At 41.6% G+C, this 16,509-nt stretch carries 17 protein-coding genes, 1 tRNA gene and 1 other RNA gene; 6 read left to right on the top strand and 13 right to left on the bottom strand.

Translation table 11 applies throughout. The features are described 5' to 3' along the window. Positions 1-36: 36 nt before the first annotated feature. The 5 genes from C5749_RS03310 to argS form a co-directional block, all read right to left on the bottom strand. Positions 37-1,422, bottom strand: a complete 1,386-nt coding sequence (locus C5749_RS03310) for a sigma-54-dependent transcriptional regulator (RefSeq protein ID WP_105722984.1) — start codon at positions 1,420-1,422, stop codon at positions 37-39. A 39-nt stretch (positions 1,423-1,461) separates the two neighbouring features. Next, positions 1,462-1,857: RNase P RNA component class A (gene rnpB, locus C5749_RS03305), an RNA gene on the bottom strand. Positions 1,858-1,938: 81 nt separating this feature from the next. After that, positions 1,939-3,132, bottom strand: coding sequence for a BaiN/RdsA family NAD(P)/FAD-dependent oxidoreductase (locus C5749_RS03300; RefSeq protein WP_105722982.1), 1,194 nt, complete (start codon positions 3,130-3,132; stop codon positions 1,939-1,941). After that, entirely contained in the window at positions 3,132-4,211 is a 1,080-nt protein-coding gene (locus tag C5749_RS03295) for a Gfo/Idh/MocA family oxidoreductase (RefSeq protein WP_105725163.1), read from the bottom strand. Before C5749_RS03295 ends, C5749_RS03300 begins: the two co-directional genes overlap by 1 nt. Positions 4,212-4,384: 173 nt before the next feature. Beyond that, on the bottom strand, positions 4,385-6,169 hold the full coding sequence (argS, locus tag C5749_RS03290; RefSeq protein WP_105722980.1) for an arginine--tRNA ligase: 1,785 nt from the start codon (positions 6,167-6,169) through the stop codon (positions 4,385-4,387). Between the two features lie 109 nt (positions 6,170-6,278). Here argS and C5749_RS03285 point away from each other — a divergent pair, with 109 nt between their 5' ends. Next, complete coding sequence (locus C5749_RS03285) at positions 6,279-7,670, top strand: type III PLP-dependent enzyme domain-containing protein (protein WP_105722978.1); 1,392 nt, start codon at positions 6,279-6,281, stop codon at positions 7,668-7,670. 59 nt (positions 7,671-7,729) lie between these two features. On the opposite strand, the gene C5749_RS03280 is transcribed toward C5749_RS03285, so the two are convergent. After that, positions 7,730-8,371 (bottom strand): fibronectin type III domain-containing protein, encoded by a 642-nt coding sequence (locus C5749_RS03280; protein ID WP_146113669.1) that lies wholly within the window; start codon positions 8,369-8,371, stop codon positions 7,730-7,732. 249 nt (positions 8,372-8,620) lie between these two features. Between C5749_RS03280 and C5749_RS19705 the strand changes: the two genes are divergently transcribed. Next, on the top strand, positions 8,621-9,019 hold the full coding sequence (locus tag C5749_RS19705) for a hypothetical protein (RefSeq protein ID WP_105722975.1): 399 nt from the start codon (positions 8,621-8,623) through the stop codon (positions 9,017-9,019). Positions 9,020-9,044: 25 nt separating this feature from the next. On the opposite strand, the gene C5749_RS03270 is transcribed toward C5749_RS19705, so the two are convergent. The 3 genes from C5749_RS03270 to C5749_RS03260 all read right to left on the bottom strand — a co-directional run bounded on the left by C5749_RS03270 (position 9,045) and on the right by C5749_RS03260 (position 10,072). After that, a complete protein-coding gene (locus tag C5749_RS03270) occupies positions 9,045-9,239 on the bottom strand; it encodes a hypothetical protein (protein ID WP_105722973.1) in 195 nt (64 codons plus the stop codon). A gap of 90 nt (positions 9,240-9,329) precedes the next feature. Next, on the bottom strand, positions 9,330-9,635 hold the full coding sequence (locus C5749_RS03265) for a helix-turn-helix domain-containing protein (RefSeq protein ID WP_245893600.1): 306 nt from the start codon (positions 9,633-9,635) through the stop codon (positions 9,330-9,332). Between the two features lie 110 nt (positions 9,636-9,745). Next, positions 9,746-10,072 (bottom strand): hypothetical protein, encoded by a 327-nt coding sequence (locus C5749_RS03260; RefSeq protein ID WP_105722971.1) that lies wholly within the window; start codon positions 10,070-10,072, stop codon positions 9,746-9,748. Positions 10,073-10,597: 525 nt separating this feature from the next. Here C5749_RS03260 and C5749_RS03255 point away from each other — a divergent pair. Next, positions 10,598-11,164 (top strand): hypothetical protein, encoded by a 567-nt coding sequence (locus C5749_RS03255; RefSeq protein ID WP_105722969.1) that lies wholly within the window; start codon positions 10,598-10,600, stop codon positions 11,162-11,164. Between the two features lie 180 nt (positions 11,165-11,344). Next, positions 11,345-11,530, top strand: a complete 186-nt coding sequence (locus tag C5749_RS03250; RefSeq protein WP_105722966.1) for a hypothetical protein — start codon at positions 11,345-11,347, stop codon at positions 11,528-11,530. Positions 11,531-11,577: 47 nt separating this feature from the next. On the opposite strand, the gene C5749_RS03245 is transcribed toward C5749_RS03250, so the two are convergent. Next, positions 11,578-11,651: transfer RNA gene (locus C5749_RS03245), tRNA-Arg, on the bottom strand. A gap of 167 nt (positions 11,652-11,818) precedes the next feature. Here C5749_RS03245 and C5749_RS03240 point away from each other — a divergent pair. After that, positions 11,819-12,643, top strand: a complete 825-nt coding sequence (locus C5749_RS03240) for an alpha/beta fold hydrolase (protein WP_105722964.1) — start codon at positions 11,819-11,821, stop codon at positions 12,641-12,643. On the opposite strand, the gene C5749_RS03235 is transcribed toward C5749_RS03240, so the two are convergent. Both C5749_RS03235 and C5749_RS03230 read right to left on the bottom strand, forming a co-directional pair. After that, positions 12,627-13,415, bottom strand: a complete 789-nt coding sequence (locus C5749_RS03235; protein WP_105722962.1) for a patatin-like phospholipase family protein — start codon at positions 13,413-13,415, stop codon at positions 12,627-12,629. The two genes, C5749_RS03240 and C5749_RS03235, sit on opposite strands and share 17 nt — an antisense overlap. Positions 13,416-13,452: 37 nt before the next feature. Beyond that, a complete protein-coding gene (locus C5749_RS03230; protein WP_105722960.1) occupies positions 13,453-14,907 on the bottom strand; it encodes an aminoacyl-histidine dipeptidase in 1,455 nt (484 codons plus the stop codon). A gap of 161 nt (positions 14,908-15,068) precedes the next feature. Between C5749_RS03230 and C5749_RS03225 the strand changes: the two genes are divergently transcribed. Then, positions 15,069-15,665: a sugar O-acetyltransferase gene (locus C5749_RS03225; protein WP_105722958.1), complete on the top strand. Its 597-nt coding sequence runs from the start codon at positions 15,069-15,071 to the stop codon at positions 15,663-15,665. Here the strand turns inward: C5749_RS03225 and C5749_RS03220 are convergent. Beyond that, the gene (locus C5749_RS03220) at positions 15,645-16,463 is read right to left on the bottom strand and encodes an alpha/beta hydrolase (RefSeq protein ID WP_105722956.1); all 819 of its coding nucleotides are present in this window, start codon (positions 16,461-16,463) and stop codon (positions 15,645-15,647) included. The genes C5749_RS03225 and C5749_RS03220 overlap by 21 nt on opposite strands. Positions 16,464-16,509: the final 46 nt, after the last annotated feature.

The following is a 16,509-nucleotide window of genomic DNA, read 5'->3' as shown; positions in this document are numbered from 1 at the left end:
ACGATGGGTTAATATGTCCATAGTTTCTGCTATTCATTATTCCGAACGTTTCAACCCAAACTTTTCAATTTTATGATATAAGTGGCTGCGTTGTATTCCGATATCATCGGCAGTTTTTGAAACGTTCCACCCATTCTTATCCAATTTAAAATTGATAAATTCCTTTTCCGCGTAATCCTTAAAATCTTGGAAAGACTCAAATTTATCAAAATTAAGCATTTCTTCCTTTTTTGAACCGGCGTTATTCCCAATGGTTAGATTGCCATTCGATGGGTTTGCGTACAAAGATACTTCCTTTTCGGTAATCTTTTTATCACTCAGAATAATTAAACGTTCAATCATGTTCCGCAATTCGCGGATATTTCCAGTCCATGGCAAAGCCTGTAACGCTTGCATTGCTCCTTCAGTAATTTCCTTAGTAGGCGTATTATACCCTCCGCATATTTCCTCACAAAAATTAGACGCAATAATCGGAATATCAGAAACCCGTTCTTTAAGAGGTGGTACATGAATCAAGATTACACTTAAACGGTGATAGAGGTCCATACGGAAATTGCCATCTTCTATCTCTTTTAGCAAATCTTTATTTGTCGCGGCAATTACACGGACATTTACATCAATTTCTTTTTCTCCTCCTACCCGTGTTATTTTGTTTTCCTGAAGTGCGCGCAGTACTTTCGCTTGTGCAGAAAGACTCATATCACCAATTTCATCCAAAAATAAAGTTCCTCCGTTGGCCTGCTCAAATTTTCCGATGCGCTGCTTTACGGCAGACGTAAAGGAGCCTTTTTCATGCCCAAACAATTCGGACTCTATCAATTCCGATGGGATTGCCGCGCAGTTGACCTCTACTAAAGGTGAGTTCGCGCGAGCAGATTTTTCATGAAGCCAGTGCGCGACCAATTCCTTTCCCGAGCCGTTTTCTCCAGTTATCAAAACACGTGCTTCTGTGGGAGCCACGCGATCTATTGTTTCTTTTATAAGGCTGATCGTTGCAGATACTCCCAGTATTTCCTTTGTTTTGGAAACTTTTTTCTTCAGAACTTTGGTTTCCTTGACCAAAACTCCTTTTTCAAGGGCATTACGAACAGTAATCAACAATCTATTAAGATCAAGCGGTTTTTCCAAAAAATCAAAAGCGCCCTTTCGAGCAGCTTCTACCGCAGTCTCAATAGTGCCGTGACCGGAAATCATGATGAATGGCGTATCACAGATACCTTGCGCCTCCGTCAAAACCTCCATGCCGTCCATTTTGTTCATTTTGATATCACATAGAACTAGGTCTACTTTTTCCTTTTTCAGAATAGCTAAGCCATCAAATCCATTATCGACATCCAGCACCTTATAATCTTCATATTCCAAAATATCGCGTAGCGAGCTTCTTATGGGGCGTTCGTCGTCGATGATTAAGATTGTTGTCATATATGTATTTATCTTGGTGAATAAACTATCTATTTTATAAAAGAAGCAAACCTTGTAAGCCGGGTTCTGTATCCATCGCTTAAAGCGAGTGGATTTCTATCATTTATCTAGGCTTGCATTTGCACACAAGCTCGATCAACCTACCCATTACGAATTCCGAAAGGTCGGAAGAAGACGAGCAGCCTTCAAGTTTCGTAACCTATTTGGTCTTTCAACACACGAGGTTTACCGCAATGCATGTCGCCATGCAAGACCGTGAGCTCTTACCTCACGTTTTCACCCTTACTCCGACAAGTCGGAGCGGTATATTTTCTGTGGCACTTTCTGTCTCCTACTTACGTAAGAGCCTTCCCGTTAGGAAGCGTGTTGCTCTATGTTGCCCGGACTTTCCTCTCTCCCATCCGAAGATGCGACAGCGATAGAACCAGTTTGCTTCGATGCAAAGTTACGAAAATTATATGAGGTTGCGGGGAAAAACCACCCATCCTTGAAGCGGTGGCGGAATTAATTCACTTCCTATAGGTTCTGAGCAATCAAATATCCCGAAGCCCAAGCCCATTGAAAGTTATAGCCTCCAAGCCATCCAGTAACATCTACTGCTTCACCGCCAAAATAAAGCCCCGGCTGTTTTTTTGCTTCTAGCGTACGCGGGTTAAGCTCATCCGTCGACACACCACCTCGCATCACCTCCGCTTTATCATAGCCTTTATCACCTGCTGGTTTTACCCTAAATTCATGTATCGTATCATAGATTAATTTAGCGCCGGCCTTACTGAGCGAGGCAATCTTCCGATCGATCGGAAGATATTTTCCTAGGGCTTCTACCATTTTTCTAGTAAAATAATCGTTCAGCAATTGTCCGACAGTCCGCTTCCCTCCTGCCGTCCGTTCATTTTTGATCAGTTCATTCAAACGGAATTTAGGCAACAGATCTATAGTAAACATTTCGCCGGCGCGCCAATAAGACGATATCTGTAATATAGCCGGGCCGCTCAATCCCCAGTGGGTAAAAAGTATGTTCTCTTCAAAACTGATTCTGTTGTTGTAGACACGGGCAAAGACGCTGCTCCCAGCTAAAGATGCATACCATGGCGCATCCTTTCCTGTTATAGTCAGCGGAACAAGTGCCGGTGCCGTTTCCACGATGGATAAGCCCAATTGACGAGCCGACCTTATAGCAAAATCCGAAGCACCTAGTTTAGCGACAGGTAAACCTCCGGAAGCAAAAACGACATTCTTACAAAAAAGCTGTTGCTCGTTTCCCTGTCGTACAAAGGACACTAGATACCCTTCTTCCTGTTTCTCGACAGATTTAACCTCGGTTTGCAGCCAAATGTCCTGTCCGGTATCATACATCAGTTTCGTGAATACAGCGACAACATCTTTTGCTTTATTCGACTTTGGAAAAAGTTGGCCGAGTGTTTTTTCCTGACCTTGAATTTCACCGAAATTCTCAAAAAAAGAAATCGTATCGTCTACCGTCCATCGCGAAAGAGCAGTGTGCAAAAAATGAGGGTTTTCCGTAATAAAATTTTCCGGTGCGGTATATAAATTGGTGAAATTACAGCGTCCACCTCCCGAAATTAATATCTTTGCGCCAGCTCTGTCATTTTTTTCCAGAACCAATGTGCGTTTGCCTAACAGTCCCGCCTGTACCGCACACATCAACCCGCAAGCTCCTCCACCGATTATGATCGCATCGTAATCCATTAATACGCTATCAATTGGTCCCTAAGGGGAATAACTCGCTGTTCTTTCCAAGATTGTTCTGCTGCTTCTAGAATACGGATAACATCACGTGCCTGCTCCGGTGTAACAATTAACTCACTTTTATCATGTAATACCGCTACCAAATTTTTATAAAAATCCTGACCTGTTCCCGTTTCACTGGGAATAGTTTCCCGTATATCCTGTCTGTTTTCGACGATATTCAATATGCCATAGGTATGCTCCGACTCCTCCCCCCAGTTTGGTTCTTCGTGCGGTAATACACCATTACGCAATAGCGCTTCCTGCGGATCTACTCCTGGCTTTACGAACGAACCCTTTAAACCGTACAACGCAAACCGAGGAGTGGGTTCTTTTGCAAGCATCTGCCCAAATAAAGATACCTTACGTGTTGGATAACTTAATATAAACTCAAAATCATCCACTGCTTTGGCGTGTTCTCGCTGCTTTCGTAAATCGGCAAAAACAGCATCGGGTCTTCCAAAAAGTTGCAGGGCCTGATCTATTAGATGGGCTCCTAAATCATAATGAATACCAGAACCCGGCAAATCTTGCTCCCGCCACGCACCCTCCCGCAGAAAGTTTCTAAAACGATCAAAACGCGCCTGGTAGTTAACGACCGGTCCTAATCTCTTGCTTTCGATAATCTTTTTAACCGTCTTAAAGTCAGAATGAAACCTAGCATTATGATGAACCGTTAATATCCGTCCTTTCTGTTTGGCTAACGCTATCAATTCATCCGCTTCCGCTGTCGTATTGGTGAATGGCTTTTCTACCACGACATGCTTCCCGGCTTCCAGCGCTCTTTTTGTCAATGGGTAATGCACATCATTAGAAGTTGCCACCACAACAATATCCACCCGTGGATCATCGATAATTTCATCTACCGTTTGCACCGCGATAGCCGACGGGTACTTATTCGATAAAACTTGTTGCTGTTCAGGTTTTCTAGCGGTTACTTTATAAAGCTCAAGTGACGGATTTCCTGCTATAAAAGGCGCATGAAATACCTGCCCACCTATTGAAAAGCCGATTAAACCTATTTTATATTTGGTTTGCATAGATTCCATAATATTTTGATTTATAGTCAATTTGTTGTACCCTTTATTAACACTAAATGCCGCCTTGGAAACTTTGCATCTGTAAAAACTTGCCTTTGCACCTCACCCTTATGCAAAGATTCCCAGCGGCGAGCTTTTTGTTTCTTTTTCGCGGAGAAAAAGAAAAGAAAAACCTACATTCTCTCCGGCACCTCAATGCCTAACAACCGCATACTTTCCGAAATAATCCGCGCTGCTATCGCCGACAAGTGTAAACGGAAATTCTTGACCGTATTATCCTCAGCTTTTATGATGCTTTCTTCATGATAAAACTTATTATAGAGCTTCGCAAGCTCATAGGCATAGTTGGCCAACTGGGCCGGCGAAAATTCCTTCGCTGAAGCTTCCAATACTTCCGGAAATCTACTTAAAGCTTGTATTAAATCCTGTTCATAAACAGAGAGATCCGTTGGGTTGCCCAACGCTAGCGATTTATCATAAGATGCTTTACGCAAAACCGATTTAATACGCGCATGTGTATATTGGATAAACGGCCCCGTATGTCCTTGAAAATCGACGGATTCATTCGGATCGAAAAGCAAACGTTTCTTAGGATCTACCTTCAACAAAAAGTATTTTAAAGCGCCCATGCCGATGGTATTATACAATGAAGATTTTTCCTCTTCATCCAGTCCTTCGGTTTTTCCCAATTCTTCGGTACGCGCTTTAGCGGTTGCGATCATTTCTGTCATCAGGTCGTCCGCATCGACAACCGTTCCCTCTCTCGATTTCATCTTGCCCGACGGCAGATCGACCATACCATACGATAAATGGAAGAGTCCTTCTGCCCAAGGCTTTCCTAATTTCTTTAAAATTAAGAACAACACCTTAAAATGATAATCCTGCTCATTTCCTACGACGTAGATAGATTCTTCCATCTTAAATTCGTCATATTTGAGCTGTGCTGTTCCCAGGTCCTGCGTAATGTACACCGATGTACCATCACCTCGTAACACCAGTTTCTCATCTAACCCCTCATCCGTTAAATCAATCCACACCGAATTGTCCTCTTTTCGAAAGAAGACACCGCTATCTAATCCTTCCTGAATGATATCCTTTCCTAGCAGATACGTGTTCGATTCATAATAAAACTTGTCAAAATCTACTCCCAGCTGTTTATAAGTTCTCTCAAACCCTTCGTATACCCATCCGTTCATCGTCTTCCATAATTCGATAACCTCCTCCTCACCAGCTTCCCACTTTTGGAGCATCGCTTGCGCTTCTTTTATTAAGGGTGCATTTTTCTTCGCTTCCTCTTCTGTCTGTCCCTGCGCTTTCAGTGTGTCAATTTCCTTTTTGTATTCTTTATCGAAGACAACATAGTATTTACCTACCAGATGATCACCTTTCAGCCCTGATAATGTAGGTGTTTCCCCATTTCCGTATTTCTGCCAGGCAAGCATCGACTTACAGATATGGATACCGCGGTCGTTGACAAGATTGGCTTTTACGACATCATAGCCATAAGCCTTTAAAATCTCTGAAACGGAGTACCCTAATAAGTTGTTTCGGATATGTCCTAAATGAAGGGGTTTATTGGTATTCGGCGAGCTATATTCCACCATCAGTTTTTTTCCATTCGAAGGGAATATGCCAAAAGATGTATCTATCAACTTCGTGTTAACCAACCCTACCCAATACTGATCGGCGAAGCTGATATTTAAGAAGCCCTTAATTACGTTAAAAGCAGATATAGCGGGCACAGTACGTTGAAGGAAGTCTCCGATATCATTCCCAGTTTGTTCCGGTGATTTTTTAGAGAAACGTGTCACAGGAAAAACGACTACAGTGATATGCCCTTCAAACTCTTTTCTGGTTTCCTGCAAAGTTACCTGCGATTCAGGAATATCCGCTTTATAAAGTTCCTGTACTGCTTTAATCGTCTGTGCAATTAAAGTCTCTTGTATAGAATTAGCCATGTAATTATTTCGTAATTTTTATAACTTTCTGATAATGAATTGGAAAAATATAAACCTCTATAGTAAGGTATTCATCATGAAAGTATATCTTTGCCAAAAATAATAAAAAATGCAAAGCTATCAGGAATTTCTTGACTTAAGTGTTGGTTTTCCGCAAGACGGATTCGAGATTATCGACGACGAATTGTATTTTCATGATTTGAATTTGATGGAGATGATAGAAACATATGGCACGCCTTTACGTTTTACCTATGTACCTATCGTCAGTAAAAAAATTCAGCAGGCGAAAATCTTATTTCAAACAGCGATTTTAAAAAATGACTACCGGGGATCGTACAAATATTGCTATTGTACAAAATCCTCGCATTTTAAACATATTGTTGAAGAAGCGCTAAAGAACGACATTCACCTCGAAACGTCATCTGCTTTCGATATGCCGATGATTGATTCATTGGAACGTGCCGGAACCGTGTCCAAGGATATTACCGTGATCTGTAACGGGTTCAAAACCTATCAATATAAACAGTATATCATCGATATGATACATGATGGGTATACCAATATTATCCCTGTCTTGGACAATAAAGAAGAGTTTAATCTTTATGATGACGAAATTGAACTGGACGAACCTTGTGCTTTGGGGGTTCGTATCGCGTCGGAGGAGCAGCCCGATGCCCAATTTTATACCTCGCGATTAGGTATCCGTTCGGAAGATGTGATTGATTTCTACAACAACAAGATTGCAGACAACCCCAATTTCAAAGTAAAACTGCTGCACTTCTTTATCAATTCCGGTATTTCTGATACGCCCTATTACTGGAACGAGCTGGAGAAATATGTGACTTTATATTGCAAATTCAAAAAAGTAAATCCAGATCTTGATACCTTGGATATCGGTGGCGGGATGCCGTTCAAAGATTCGTTGGTACACGATTTTGATTACGAATATATGGTGAATGAAATTGTTAATCGTATTAAGCAAATCTGCGCCCATCACGAAGTGATGGAACCGGATATCATCACCGAATTCGGAAAATATACAGTAGCCGAAGCATCGGGTATTCTGTATAAGGTCCTCGGCCGTAAACTGCAGAACGATAGGGAAAAATGGTTTATGATTGATGGATCTTTTATTACCAACCTACCCGATGTATGGGCATTGAATCAGAAATATATACTCCTGCCAATAAATAACTGGGATTTCGAATACGAAAGGGTGAATCTGGGAGGTATTACCTGTGATGGCCAAGATTATTATAGCCAAGAGGCACACATGGATTCTATCTTTATGCCCAAAACACGTAAAGTGCAATACTTGGGTTTCTTTCACACGGGTGCTTATCAAGATGTGCTTAGTGGATATGGTGGCATTCACCATTGCCTGCTTCCTTCACCGAAACACGTCCTCGTTCGTAGAAATCGAGACGAGACGTTCAATTTTGAGGTATTTGGGGAAGAGCAGAACTCCAAGCAAGTGATGAAGCTACTGGGGTATCAGTAAAGCGTTTTAAAAAAGCATCGGTTGCCCGATGCTTTTCTCTTCTTGTGTTGTCCTCCTATTTATCGAACAATGTGTTTAATCGGTGGGGTCCACTCGCTTACACCATTGGCGTTTACTGCACGCACCCGAATGTGCAGGACTGTTCTAGGGATTAACCCATCAATGATATTCTTTCTGGTAGTCCGCGTATGGATAATATCCCCCCACTCCGGTATACCATCCAGATCATCTGTCACGGCATAAGCATATTCGTATGCTACATTATTGCCATTCACTTTTTGAAAATCGACACTCACCGAACCGCTGAGGTGTCCATCTCCACCTTTTATCCACGATGGCGAATAGGGAACTTGTCCTTTAATTGCCGGCGAAGTAATTCGGAATCCCGACGCGTAAAGTGTAGGCAGGTGTCCATCCGCTACCGTATTGACATAGAAGGCCAGCTTTTGCAAGGTATCGGCTAAAGCAGCCTTTGCTTCATTTTTTAAACTGATATCCTGTAAACCTCGTGTCTTGCTCGAGATTGCCAGCCTCGATTCGTAAGCATCCTTAGCTGCCTGCAACGCTTCTAAGGAAGGCAACGGATCCGGAAAGATTTCTTCATTGACGATCATTGCCTCCAGAACCGCTCCAGCTCTTCTTAAAATTTCAGTGTCGCCCGTTCCTTTGGGCGTTTCACCTAATGCTCTTGTGTATTTCATTCTTACTTTTTTATTATTGATAATATTATTTTTTTCTACTATTGTTTTCCTCGGCTCCATCCTGTGCCATTATTCTCATTCCTATGGTGGTTTCAGTATCCTCATTTTTACTTTTATTACATCCTACAATTTGTTACTTACAGCATATCCGAGGCTGTATGGTTCAAAAGTAAAAAGCAAAAAAATGAGGCCTGTCCGATTTGTCCGTTTATGACCTATTTGTCTACATTTGTCCGGATTTGACCGTATTTGGCATATATTGACCGATTTGCATGCTTTTGGGCTCTTTGTTTATTATTTCGTATTGACGACTGCACCATTCGCGTTGAGAAAAGGATTATTCCTGTTGACGACCGCACCATTCGCGTTGAGGAAAGGATTATTCCTGTTGACGACCGCACCATTCGCGTTGAGGAAAGGATTATTCCTGTTGACGACCGCGACATTCGTGTTGAGGAAACGACTATTCCTGTTGACGACCGCGGCATTCGTGTTGAGGAAACGACTATTCGTGTTGAGGAAAGGACTATTCGTGTTGAGGAAAGGACTATTCGTGTTGAGGAAAGGACAGTTAGTCATCCAAAAAAAATCGCGACAAACCATCCTGTTGTCGCGATAAAAGTCTTTTTGCTGCCTCGACCGGCCTAGGGTCGGTTTTTTTGCGGCTATCAAGCTATTTCATGAAACGAATCATTTCCGATACAGGCATCCCCGTATACTCTGAAGCTTGATAGATCGTTACATACTGTCGCTTTTCCAGCCCGAACAAATCACGGATTTTGTTGAGCAGTCTTCGGCAATTGCGTTCGCTTTGCCCCGTCATGCGTTGTAAATCCGAAACATAAACAGCTAATCTCGAAGGCTTCATGAATCAAATTCAGCTTTATAACAAAACGTGTATATCAAAAAATGATTGTTAGACAACAAAAAAAAGCAAAGAATTTAACAATAATTAAGATTAGGTCTGTTTCTTGGAAGGAGAAAAAATTCTTCTAAATAAAAGTTTGAGATATTGCCAAATTAGCCCAAATATATTCTCGCCAGTGATGTCGGACGCCAGTGACGGTGGAAGCAATTCATAAACACTGAGTCCAAAATAATCGGCGATCGCGTAGACCTGCTCTACCTTAAGTTTTGTTTCATTCCGCTCTATTTTAGAATAAGCCGCTTGCGACATATTCAGTTGAAACGCTACTGCCTCCTGTGAAATTTTCAACTCTTCGCGCTTTCGACGAATATAATCCCCTAAATGCAACGACGCCATAAAATTAGTGTTTAAAACAAACTTCTTCCTTTAATTAATCCGTCCAAAACTGAGACACTGCGTCAAATGAACGGTCCAGAACAAAGTTCAATATGCCGATGGGCATCTTCTTATCTATCCCTTATGTCCCTAACGCTAATTTTTTGATATTCAATCCCAGAGTGAGGAAATCCACATGTCTGCATCTCTTTGAAGAGGCTATATTGTAATCTAATCTCTTTTTTGTCTATTTGGCAACTTTCTTCAAGGTTAACAGGAAAGAAAATATTGCCATCAATTTCCAATACAAAACCGCATCCGTCAACCGCAGGGCTTCCATAGTCCAATACAACAGCATCCACCCACTGGTCTTCTTTTTTGCATCCGCTTGTAAGGTGTAAGTTTATTAAAACCATCAAAAATAAATAAGGCGGTCTGAAGGTAGTTTGGTTTTTCATGATGTAGCTTTTCTAGTTTTCAGTAAAATTCAAGGCAATTTTCTGTCGCTGAACCTGACTTAAATATGGTTAGTATTGAAATAATTTAAATACAATACTAAATTAATAATTATTTTTATGGCTAAACCGTTGCCGGCTTGCTATTATTACACGGCCCCCTGAAAGAGAATACTACAAGGCCCGGCTTTTCCATCAGCAGATCATCCTCAGCTAGGATAATTCCATAGAGTTTGCTATATTTAGGCTGTATTACATCCTAATGGATATACGAAACCGTAGAAAGCGCCAAAAAAACCGATAAATGATGGCAAAATCCAGCAAGAGGAAAACATCGTTAGCCCAAAAGAAACTGGCACACCGCCGGGTTTTTTACCACCGCCTCCGGACGATCTGTGAGAAGATGGTGTGCATGGGCTACTTTGAACTTCTGCCCGAAAGTAGCCTGCGACTATTATATGTACACCGCTACCCTCCTATTAAGATCGTTCCCCATGGAAAACGCGTGTAGACCAATTTGACTGGCTGATGGTCAAACCTAGCCAACTAGGGATTACAGATGTCGAAAACGAGATCGCTTTACCCCTCTATGCCCAACAACATGCACTTGACCGCTTTGAAGAACGCGCGTTATTTCCACGGGGATATGTCCAAACTTTTCTCGGATTTATCTTCTCGCAAGACCAACCTAGAACCGTGGTAAGAAAGAGACACATTTTACTTGAATGTTGCATTGGCCCCTTCAAAGTGGGCTATTTTGTGGTTTCCCTCCATGAGGATAAATGGTTAATACGGACCTTCTTATTTTTAACCAACGAGGGTACACCGGAAGGGAATAAATTGAAAAAATTGACACAGCTAGAGCGCTTGGACACGAAATATCTCATGCTCGATCGTATGCATGCCTTTCTTACTTATGATATATCAGGAGATCGAGATTTGAGAAAAATTTTTACTAAATCTGGATGTGAATCGATCTTGGAATATGCCGATGAACTAAACAAAAACGGCGGAGAACTTAAAAGCCCTGAACTCATTTATCAGTATTTGTTTGGAACAGAAAAGAGTACACAAGACAAAAAAGAGTTGTCTTAAACAAAGAGAAATGAAATACTACATTCAGTTGCAATATCAGATTTTCCGACGCCAGATAGAAGATATAGGACTGCTTTTTGTAGTTGGTTTATTGCTGTTTAGTCTAGTAATAAATCAATATATTATAGCGCGTTAAAACCTTTCGGATATAAATATTGTTTAATTATCAAAATAAAGATCATGAATGTAAAACGAATATTTGGAACGATATTAACTATTTTGGGCGTTATCGGGTTAGTATACACAGGCTACGAATTGATTAACCAAAATACAGATTATATAGCACTCGCTGTTATCGGTGTTATAGCATTAATCTTCTTTTCCTCGGGAATAGGTCTAGTTAAAAACACAAAGGATGCTGCGTGAACTAGGTTTTTCTAAATATACCATCAGGTTAAGAAGATAGTAAAAAGTGCGCTTGAAGGGAGTCGAACCCCTAACCTCCTGATCCGTAGTCAGGTGCTCTATCCAATTAAGCTACAAGCGCGGACTTTTTATGTCGATAACAACGTTTGATCGTTGCTTTTGGTGATGCAAATATCGCTACTTTTTCCTTTTTTCCAAATTATTTTCAAAAAAAATGCAATCAAAATAGCGTCGTGGTATATATATTGCTGATTAAAAAATAATTACATAAACATTAATTTTTACCACATGACCGATCGCTTAATAAAGAGCAACAAAATACGAATCGGAGATATCAGCATCTCCTATCTTATCAGAAAAACGACAACAACATCAAATAAAACCATTATATTTTTACATGGCTTCCCATTTAACAAGAACATGTGGCGTGATCAGTTGGAAGCCCTACCGGAAGATATCACAGTAATTGCGTTAGACATTCGCGGACATGGGCTGACAACCAGTGGGCACGGATTCTTCTCCATCGATGTTTTCGCAAAGGATCTCCGGGTCTTCATGGAAAAACTGCATATAGAACAAGCTGTGTTCTGTGGTATTTCGATGGGTGGGTATATAGCTTTACGTGCCTACCAGCTATTTCCAGAGAAAATCATTGGCCTCATTTTGGCCGATACACATAGTAAGGCCGATACCAATGTGGCGAAGCAGAAAAGATTTGATAGCATACAGGCCATCCTAAACTACGGACGTAGGCCGTTTTCTATTGGATTTGTAGAAAACGTATTTTCACCACATAGCGTTTTAGAAAGACCAGAGGCAGTGGAATACATCAAAAGCGCCATTCGCCGAAATAGTATACGAAGCATCTGTTCAACTTTGTTAGCATTAGCCGCTAGAACGGACACAAGCGATACATTAAAAGACATTAACGTTCCTGTCCTGCTAATTCGCGGAGGCGATGATAGGATTACCTCCTTACAGGATATGAAGGACTTAGAAGAGGCTATTCCAACGGCACAGCTTATGGAGATAGCAAGGTGCGGACATTTGCCCAATTTAGAAGCGCCAGCAGAATTTAATGCGGCGATAAAGGAGTTTATGAATCGGATTTAATTACCGTGCGGGCCAATTCGTAACCTACGTCGATCAATTCAGCAGAACGATGGAATTCCCAGATTTCGGCTGCATTATGGGGAATGCATACCGCATAATCAGGCTTATAAAGCTGCAGCATTAACGAACTCAATCGACGTCGCATTGCGTAATAGGATTCAACCACTAGTGCTCTCGCCGTAAAATTCGTCGCCGATGTTGGTTCATCTTTAAGAGGTATACCATCCAGACTTACAGCGACAATCATATTTCCTTCTCGGGACACATAATTTAATGGTAAGGGGTTTAATACCCCTCCATCCACTAAAAATTGATCGTACTGAGCGACCCCCCTAAATATGCCCGGAATAGCAATAGAGGCGCGGATTGCGGTATAGATGCTCCCCTTCCGAAAGACGACTTCTTGTTCGTTTTTTAAATCTGTTGCAACAGCGGTATAACCTATATTTAAATCTTCGATATTGACATCATCGAATACCTCGTGCAGGGTATGCAATACACGCTCACCTTTTAGAAGGCCATAGCGTGGATTGGAGAAATCCATAAGCTTAAAGATCTGTGCTCGCGTTAAGGTCTTCATCCAATCTGTTAATTCCGGAAGGCGCCGCATCGCGTAGGCGCCACCCACGAGTGCACCAATCGAACAACCGACTATCTCATCAATCTCATAGCCTTGTTCTTCTAGCCACCGGATGACACCGATATGGGCAAGACCTCGTGCTCCGCCGCCACCAAGTACCAATGACACTTTCTTTTGTCCTTTTAAGATCATGGTTCACACTTTAGTACTAACCCATCCTTAATGAAACCTACTTTACCGGAATCTGTTTCAGGATTTCCAATAAGAATCGCCAGAATTTTTGCACGGACGATATCGATACGCGTTCTTGTGGTGAGTGAGCCCCTAAAATGGTCGGACCAAACGAGATCATATCCATCTGGGGATAATGACTTCCCAATATACCGCATTCCAGGCCAGCATGGCAAGCTACGACATGGGGTTCGTCTCCAAATAAGTTTGTATAGGTTGATTTCAATACGTTAAGGATTTCAGAAGAAGGATTGGGCGTCCAGCCAGGATAATCGCCCGAAAAGCTAACTTCGGCATCCATCAATTCAAAACAACACTTTATTGCATTCGCCAAATCAACTTTAGCCGATTCAACAGATGAACGTGTCAAACATTTAACTGTGATCTTCCCTCCGCCGACTTTCACGCGTGCAATATTATTCGATGTCTCCACCAAATTATCAAAATCGGCACTCATCCGATAAACGCCGTTTGGTGCTGCATAGAGCGTCTGGATCAATTTTGTCTGTATGTCTACGGGTAATACGCCAGCGGAAGGCTTTTCGCGGCGCTTTAGCGTGATTTCGAGATCATTATCCACTGTTGTGAATTCTTGCTTTATAGCTGCGCTCTCTTGTTCCACTACCGATAAAACCAGGTCATCTGTCGTTTCGTCGGCGGCAAAAACAGCCACACTTTCCCTCGGGATAGCATTACGCAATCCACCTCCATCGATACTAGCTAAACGGATATCCAACGGCAGCAAACTATACAATAAACGATTGATGATTTTGTTGGCATTGCCTAAACCTTTGTGAATTTCCATCCCCGAATGTCCACCGTGCAATCCTTTCACCGTTAATGTATAAAAGACAACCTCATTCGAAATTTTTTCCGGGATATAGGTGCGACGAGCCGTAACATCCACTCCTCCGGCGCAGCCGATGTCAATTTCGGTGTCTTCTTCTGTATCGAGATTCAATAGAATTTCTCCTTTCAGTAAGTTGCCTTGTAATCCCTTTGCTCCCGTCATTCCCGTTTCTTCACCTATCGTAAACAGTGCCTCTAAAGGGGGGTGAGCAATAGATTCCGATGCTAAAATGGCCATTATAGCAGCTACACCAACCCCGTTATCCGCGCCCAATGTAGTGCCATTTGCCTTCACCCAATCACCATCGATGAACATCGAAATTCCTTTTGTGTCAAAATCAAAATCGGTATCGTTATTCTTTTGGTGAACCATATCTACATGAGCTTGTAAAACAACCGTCTTGCGATTTTCCATTCCATTGGTAGCCGCTTTGCGGATAATAACGTTGCCCACTTTATCTTGTACAGTTTCCAATCCCAAACGAGCTCCAAAATCCAACATAAATTGAATAACCTGCTCTTCTTTCTTCGACGCCCGCGGAACGGCATTTAATGCTTCAAAATACTCCCATACCGACTTCGGTTCTAACTGTTCTAATATCATATTAGTCGTTTTCTTGTTTCTTTCAAACTTAGATAAATTTGGTTTTATACGCAATTATTATCCTGTTGTAATAACGTAAAATTAAAAGGTGTTCTTTAATTATTCTGTTCCTTTTTTAAGAACTGGTTAGGGTCGGAAAAAAAAGTTATCTTCGTATTAAAATGGAAAAAACAGAAAAAGAAAAAATGATTGCAGGTGAGTTTTACCGAGCAACAGCAAAAGAGCTGATGGTCGAACGTCAATACGCAAAGGAACAACTTTTTCAGTATAACAATCTTGAACCATCCAAAATAAAAGTGCGAAATCAGATACTGAAGAAATTGTTTGGCAAGACTACCAGCCGCTTTTTTATTGAGCCTCCGTTCCGTTGTGATTATGGTTATAATATTTTTTTGGGCGATAATTTCTACGCAAACTACAATTTCATCGTTTTAGACTGTGCTCCCGTAACTATCGGCGACAATGTAATGATAGGACCTAATGTATCGCTTTTCACTGCCGGACACCCTGTGCATCCCGCGCCTCGTATAGCAGGTTGGGAATTTGCAAAACCTATTGCCATCGGTGACAATGTTTGGATTGGTGGGCATGCGGTTATAAATCCAGGCGTTACCATTGGTAAGAATACCGTAATTGGTTCGGGATCGGTTGTTACTAAAGATATTCCCGACAACGTCGTCGCGGTGGGGAATCCATGCCGTGTGATCCGCGAAATTAATGACACAGATAAAATGTTTTCACCTCCTTTCTTTCACTAAGCGACCTATCTCCTCTATCAAAACAGGAAGTCCGGGATACACCATACCATGGTTATATCCTTGAAATTCCAAGAGCTTTACGTGCTTGTGTCCGACGATGGATAACATGCGTTTTAAATAGGCATTTTCTTCATAACGACCCAACATTTCGAGTTCGCGATCGCCGGTCAGCAACGTAATGGGAGGCGCATTTTTTCGCACCCAAAACAAAGGAGCCAGTTCGTTAATTATTGGTTGCTCTTCTTTTATTCCTTGTTCTTTACGAGCAGTAAAATGTGTGATGGTTTGTGCACTGAACGGAATTATCCCTGCCAATTTATCGGCGTCGAATCCCTCGGCTTCCAAATATGTTTTATTCAACGATAACATCAAGGCCAGGTAACCTCCCGCGGAATGTCCTGAAATAAATACGTTGGATGTATCTCCTCGATACCTGTCGGCATTTTGAACGACAAACGATGTCGCTTTAGCCGCATCCCGGATAATATCCTCTACCTTTACATTCGGAGCCAGTCGATAGCCTACACCGACTATTACAAGTTCTTTTTCTTTTAGGAAAGTGGGGATTTCTTTTTTGCCGCCCGTCAACCCTCCACCGTGAAACCAAAGCACAATAGGCTTATTTTCGCCCGACGTAGGGTAATGTATATCTAGTTTGCATTGTTCCTTCGCATAATCCGACGCTACTTCATTTTCATTAACATAGCTTATATTTTCAATAGTTTCATAACGAATGTTCTGCGTATAGCCAGCGTGCGTAGCCCACAGGAAGGCGAAAAATAGAATGAAATGTCTCATAATGTTTGTATTGAAAGATGAAGTTAAGAAAACTTTGTAAATAAAA

It is taken from the genome of Sphingobacterium gobiense (genome assembly GCF_002980575.1).
In the GTDB taxonomy this organism is placed as follows: domain Bacteria; phylum Bacteroidota; class Bacteroidia; order Sphingobacteriales; family Sphingobacteriaceae; genus Sphingobacterium; species Sphingobacterium gobiense.
Note: the sequence above shows the minus strand (reverse complement) of the source record. Positions and strands in the feature narration are given on the sequence as shown.

What these genes read in the sequence shown, in the direction of transcription:
- C5749_RS03310 (WP_105722984.1), bottom strand. Translation starts at nt 1,422, where the DNA reads ATGACAACAATCTTAATCATCGACGACGAACGCCCCATAAGAAGCTCG.
- C5749_RS03300 (WP_105722982.1), bottom strand. Translation starts at nt 3,132, where the DNA reads ATGGATTACGATGCGATCATAATCGGTGGAGGAGCTTGCGGGTTGATG.
- C5749_RS03295 (WP_105725163.1), bottom strand. Translation starts at nt 4,211, where the DNA reads ATGCAAACCAAATATAAAATAGGTTTAATCGGCTTTTCAATAGGTGGG.
- argS (WP_105722980.1), bottom strand. Translation starts at nt 6,169, where the DNA reads ATGGCTAATTCTATACAAGAGACTTTAATTGCACAGACGATTAAAGCA.
- C5749_RS03285 (WP_105722978.1), top strand. Translation starts at nt 6,279, where the DNA reads ATGCAAAGCTATCAGGAATTTCTTGACTTAAGTGTTGGTTTTCCGCAA.
- C5749_RS03280 (WP_146113669.1), bottom strand. Translation starts at nt 8,371, where the DNA reads ATGAAATACACAAGAGCATTAGGTGAAACGCCCAAAGGAACGGGCGAC.
- C5749_RS03270 (WP_105722973.1), bottom strand. Translation starts at nt 9,239, where the DNA reads ATGAAGCCTTCGAGATTAGCTGTTTATGTTTCGGATTTACAACGCATG.
- C5749_RS03265 (WP_245893600.1), bottom strand. Translation starts at nt 9,635, where the DNA reads ATGGCGTCGTTGCATTTAGGGGATTATATTCGTCGAAAGCGCGAAGAG.
- C5749_RS03260 (WP_105722971.1), bottom strand. Translation starts at nt 10,072, where the DNA reads ATGAAAAACCAAACTACCTTCAGACCGCCTTATTTATTTTTGATGGTT.
- C5749_RS03255 (WP_105722969.1), top strand. Translation starts at nt 10,598, where the DNA reads ATGGTCAAACCTAGCCAACTAGGGATTACAGATGTCGAAAACGAGATC.
- C5749_RS03250 (WP_105722966.1), top strand. Translation starts at nt 11,345, where the DNA reads ATGAATGTAAAACGAATATTTGGAACGATATTAACTATTTTGGGCGTT.
- C5749_RS03240 (WP_105722964.1), top strand. Translation starts at nt 11,819, where the DNA reads ATGACCGATCGCTTAATAAAGAGCAACAAAATACGAATCGGAGATATC.
- C5749_RS03235 (WP_105722962.1), bottom strand. Translation starts at nt 13,415, where the DNA reads ATGATCTTAAAAGGACAAAAGAAAGTGTCATTGGTACTTGGTGGCGGC.
- C5749_RS03230 (WP_105722960.1), bottom strand. Translation starts at nt 14,907, where the DNA reads ATGATATTAGAACAGTTAGAACCGAAGTCGGTATGGGAGTATTTTGAA.
- C5749_RS03225 (WP_105722958.1), top strand. Translation starts at nt 15,069, where the DNA reads ATGGAAAAAACAGAAAAAGAAAAAATGATTGCAGGTGAGTTTTACCGA.
- C5749_RS03220 (WP_105722956.1), bottom strand. Translation starts at nt 16,463, where the DNA reads ATGAGACATTTCATTCTATTTTTCGCCTTCCTGTGGGCTACGCACGCT.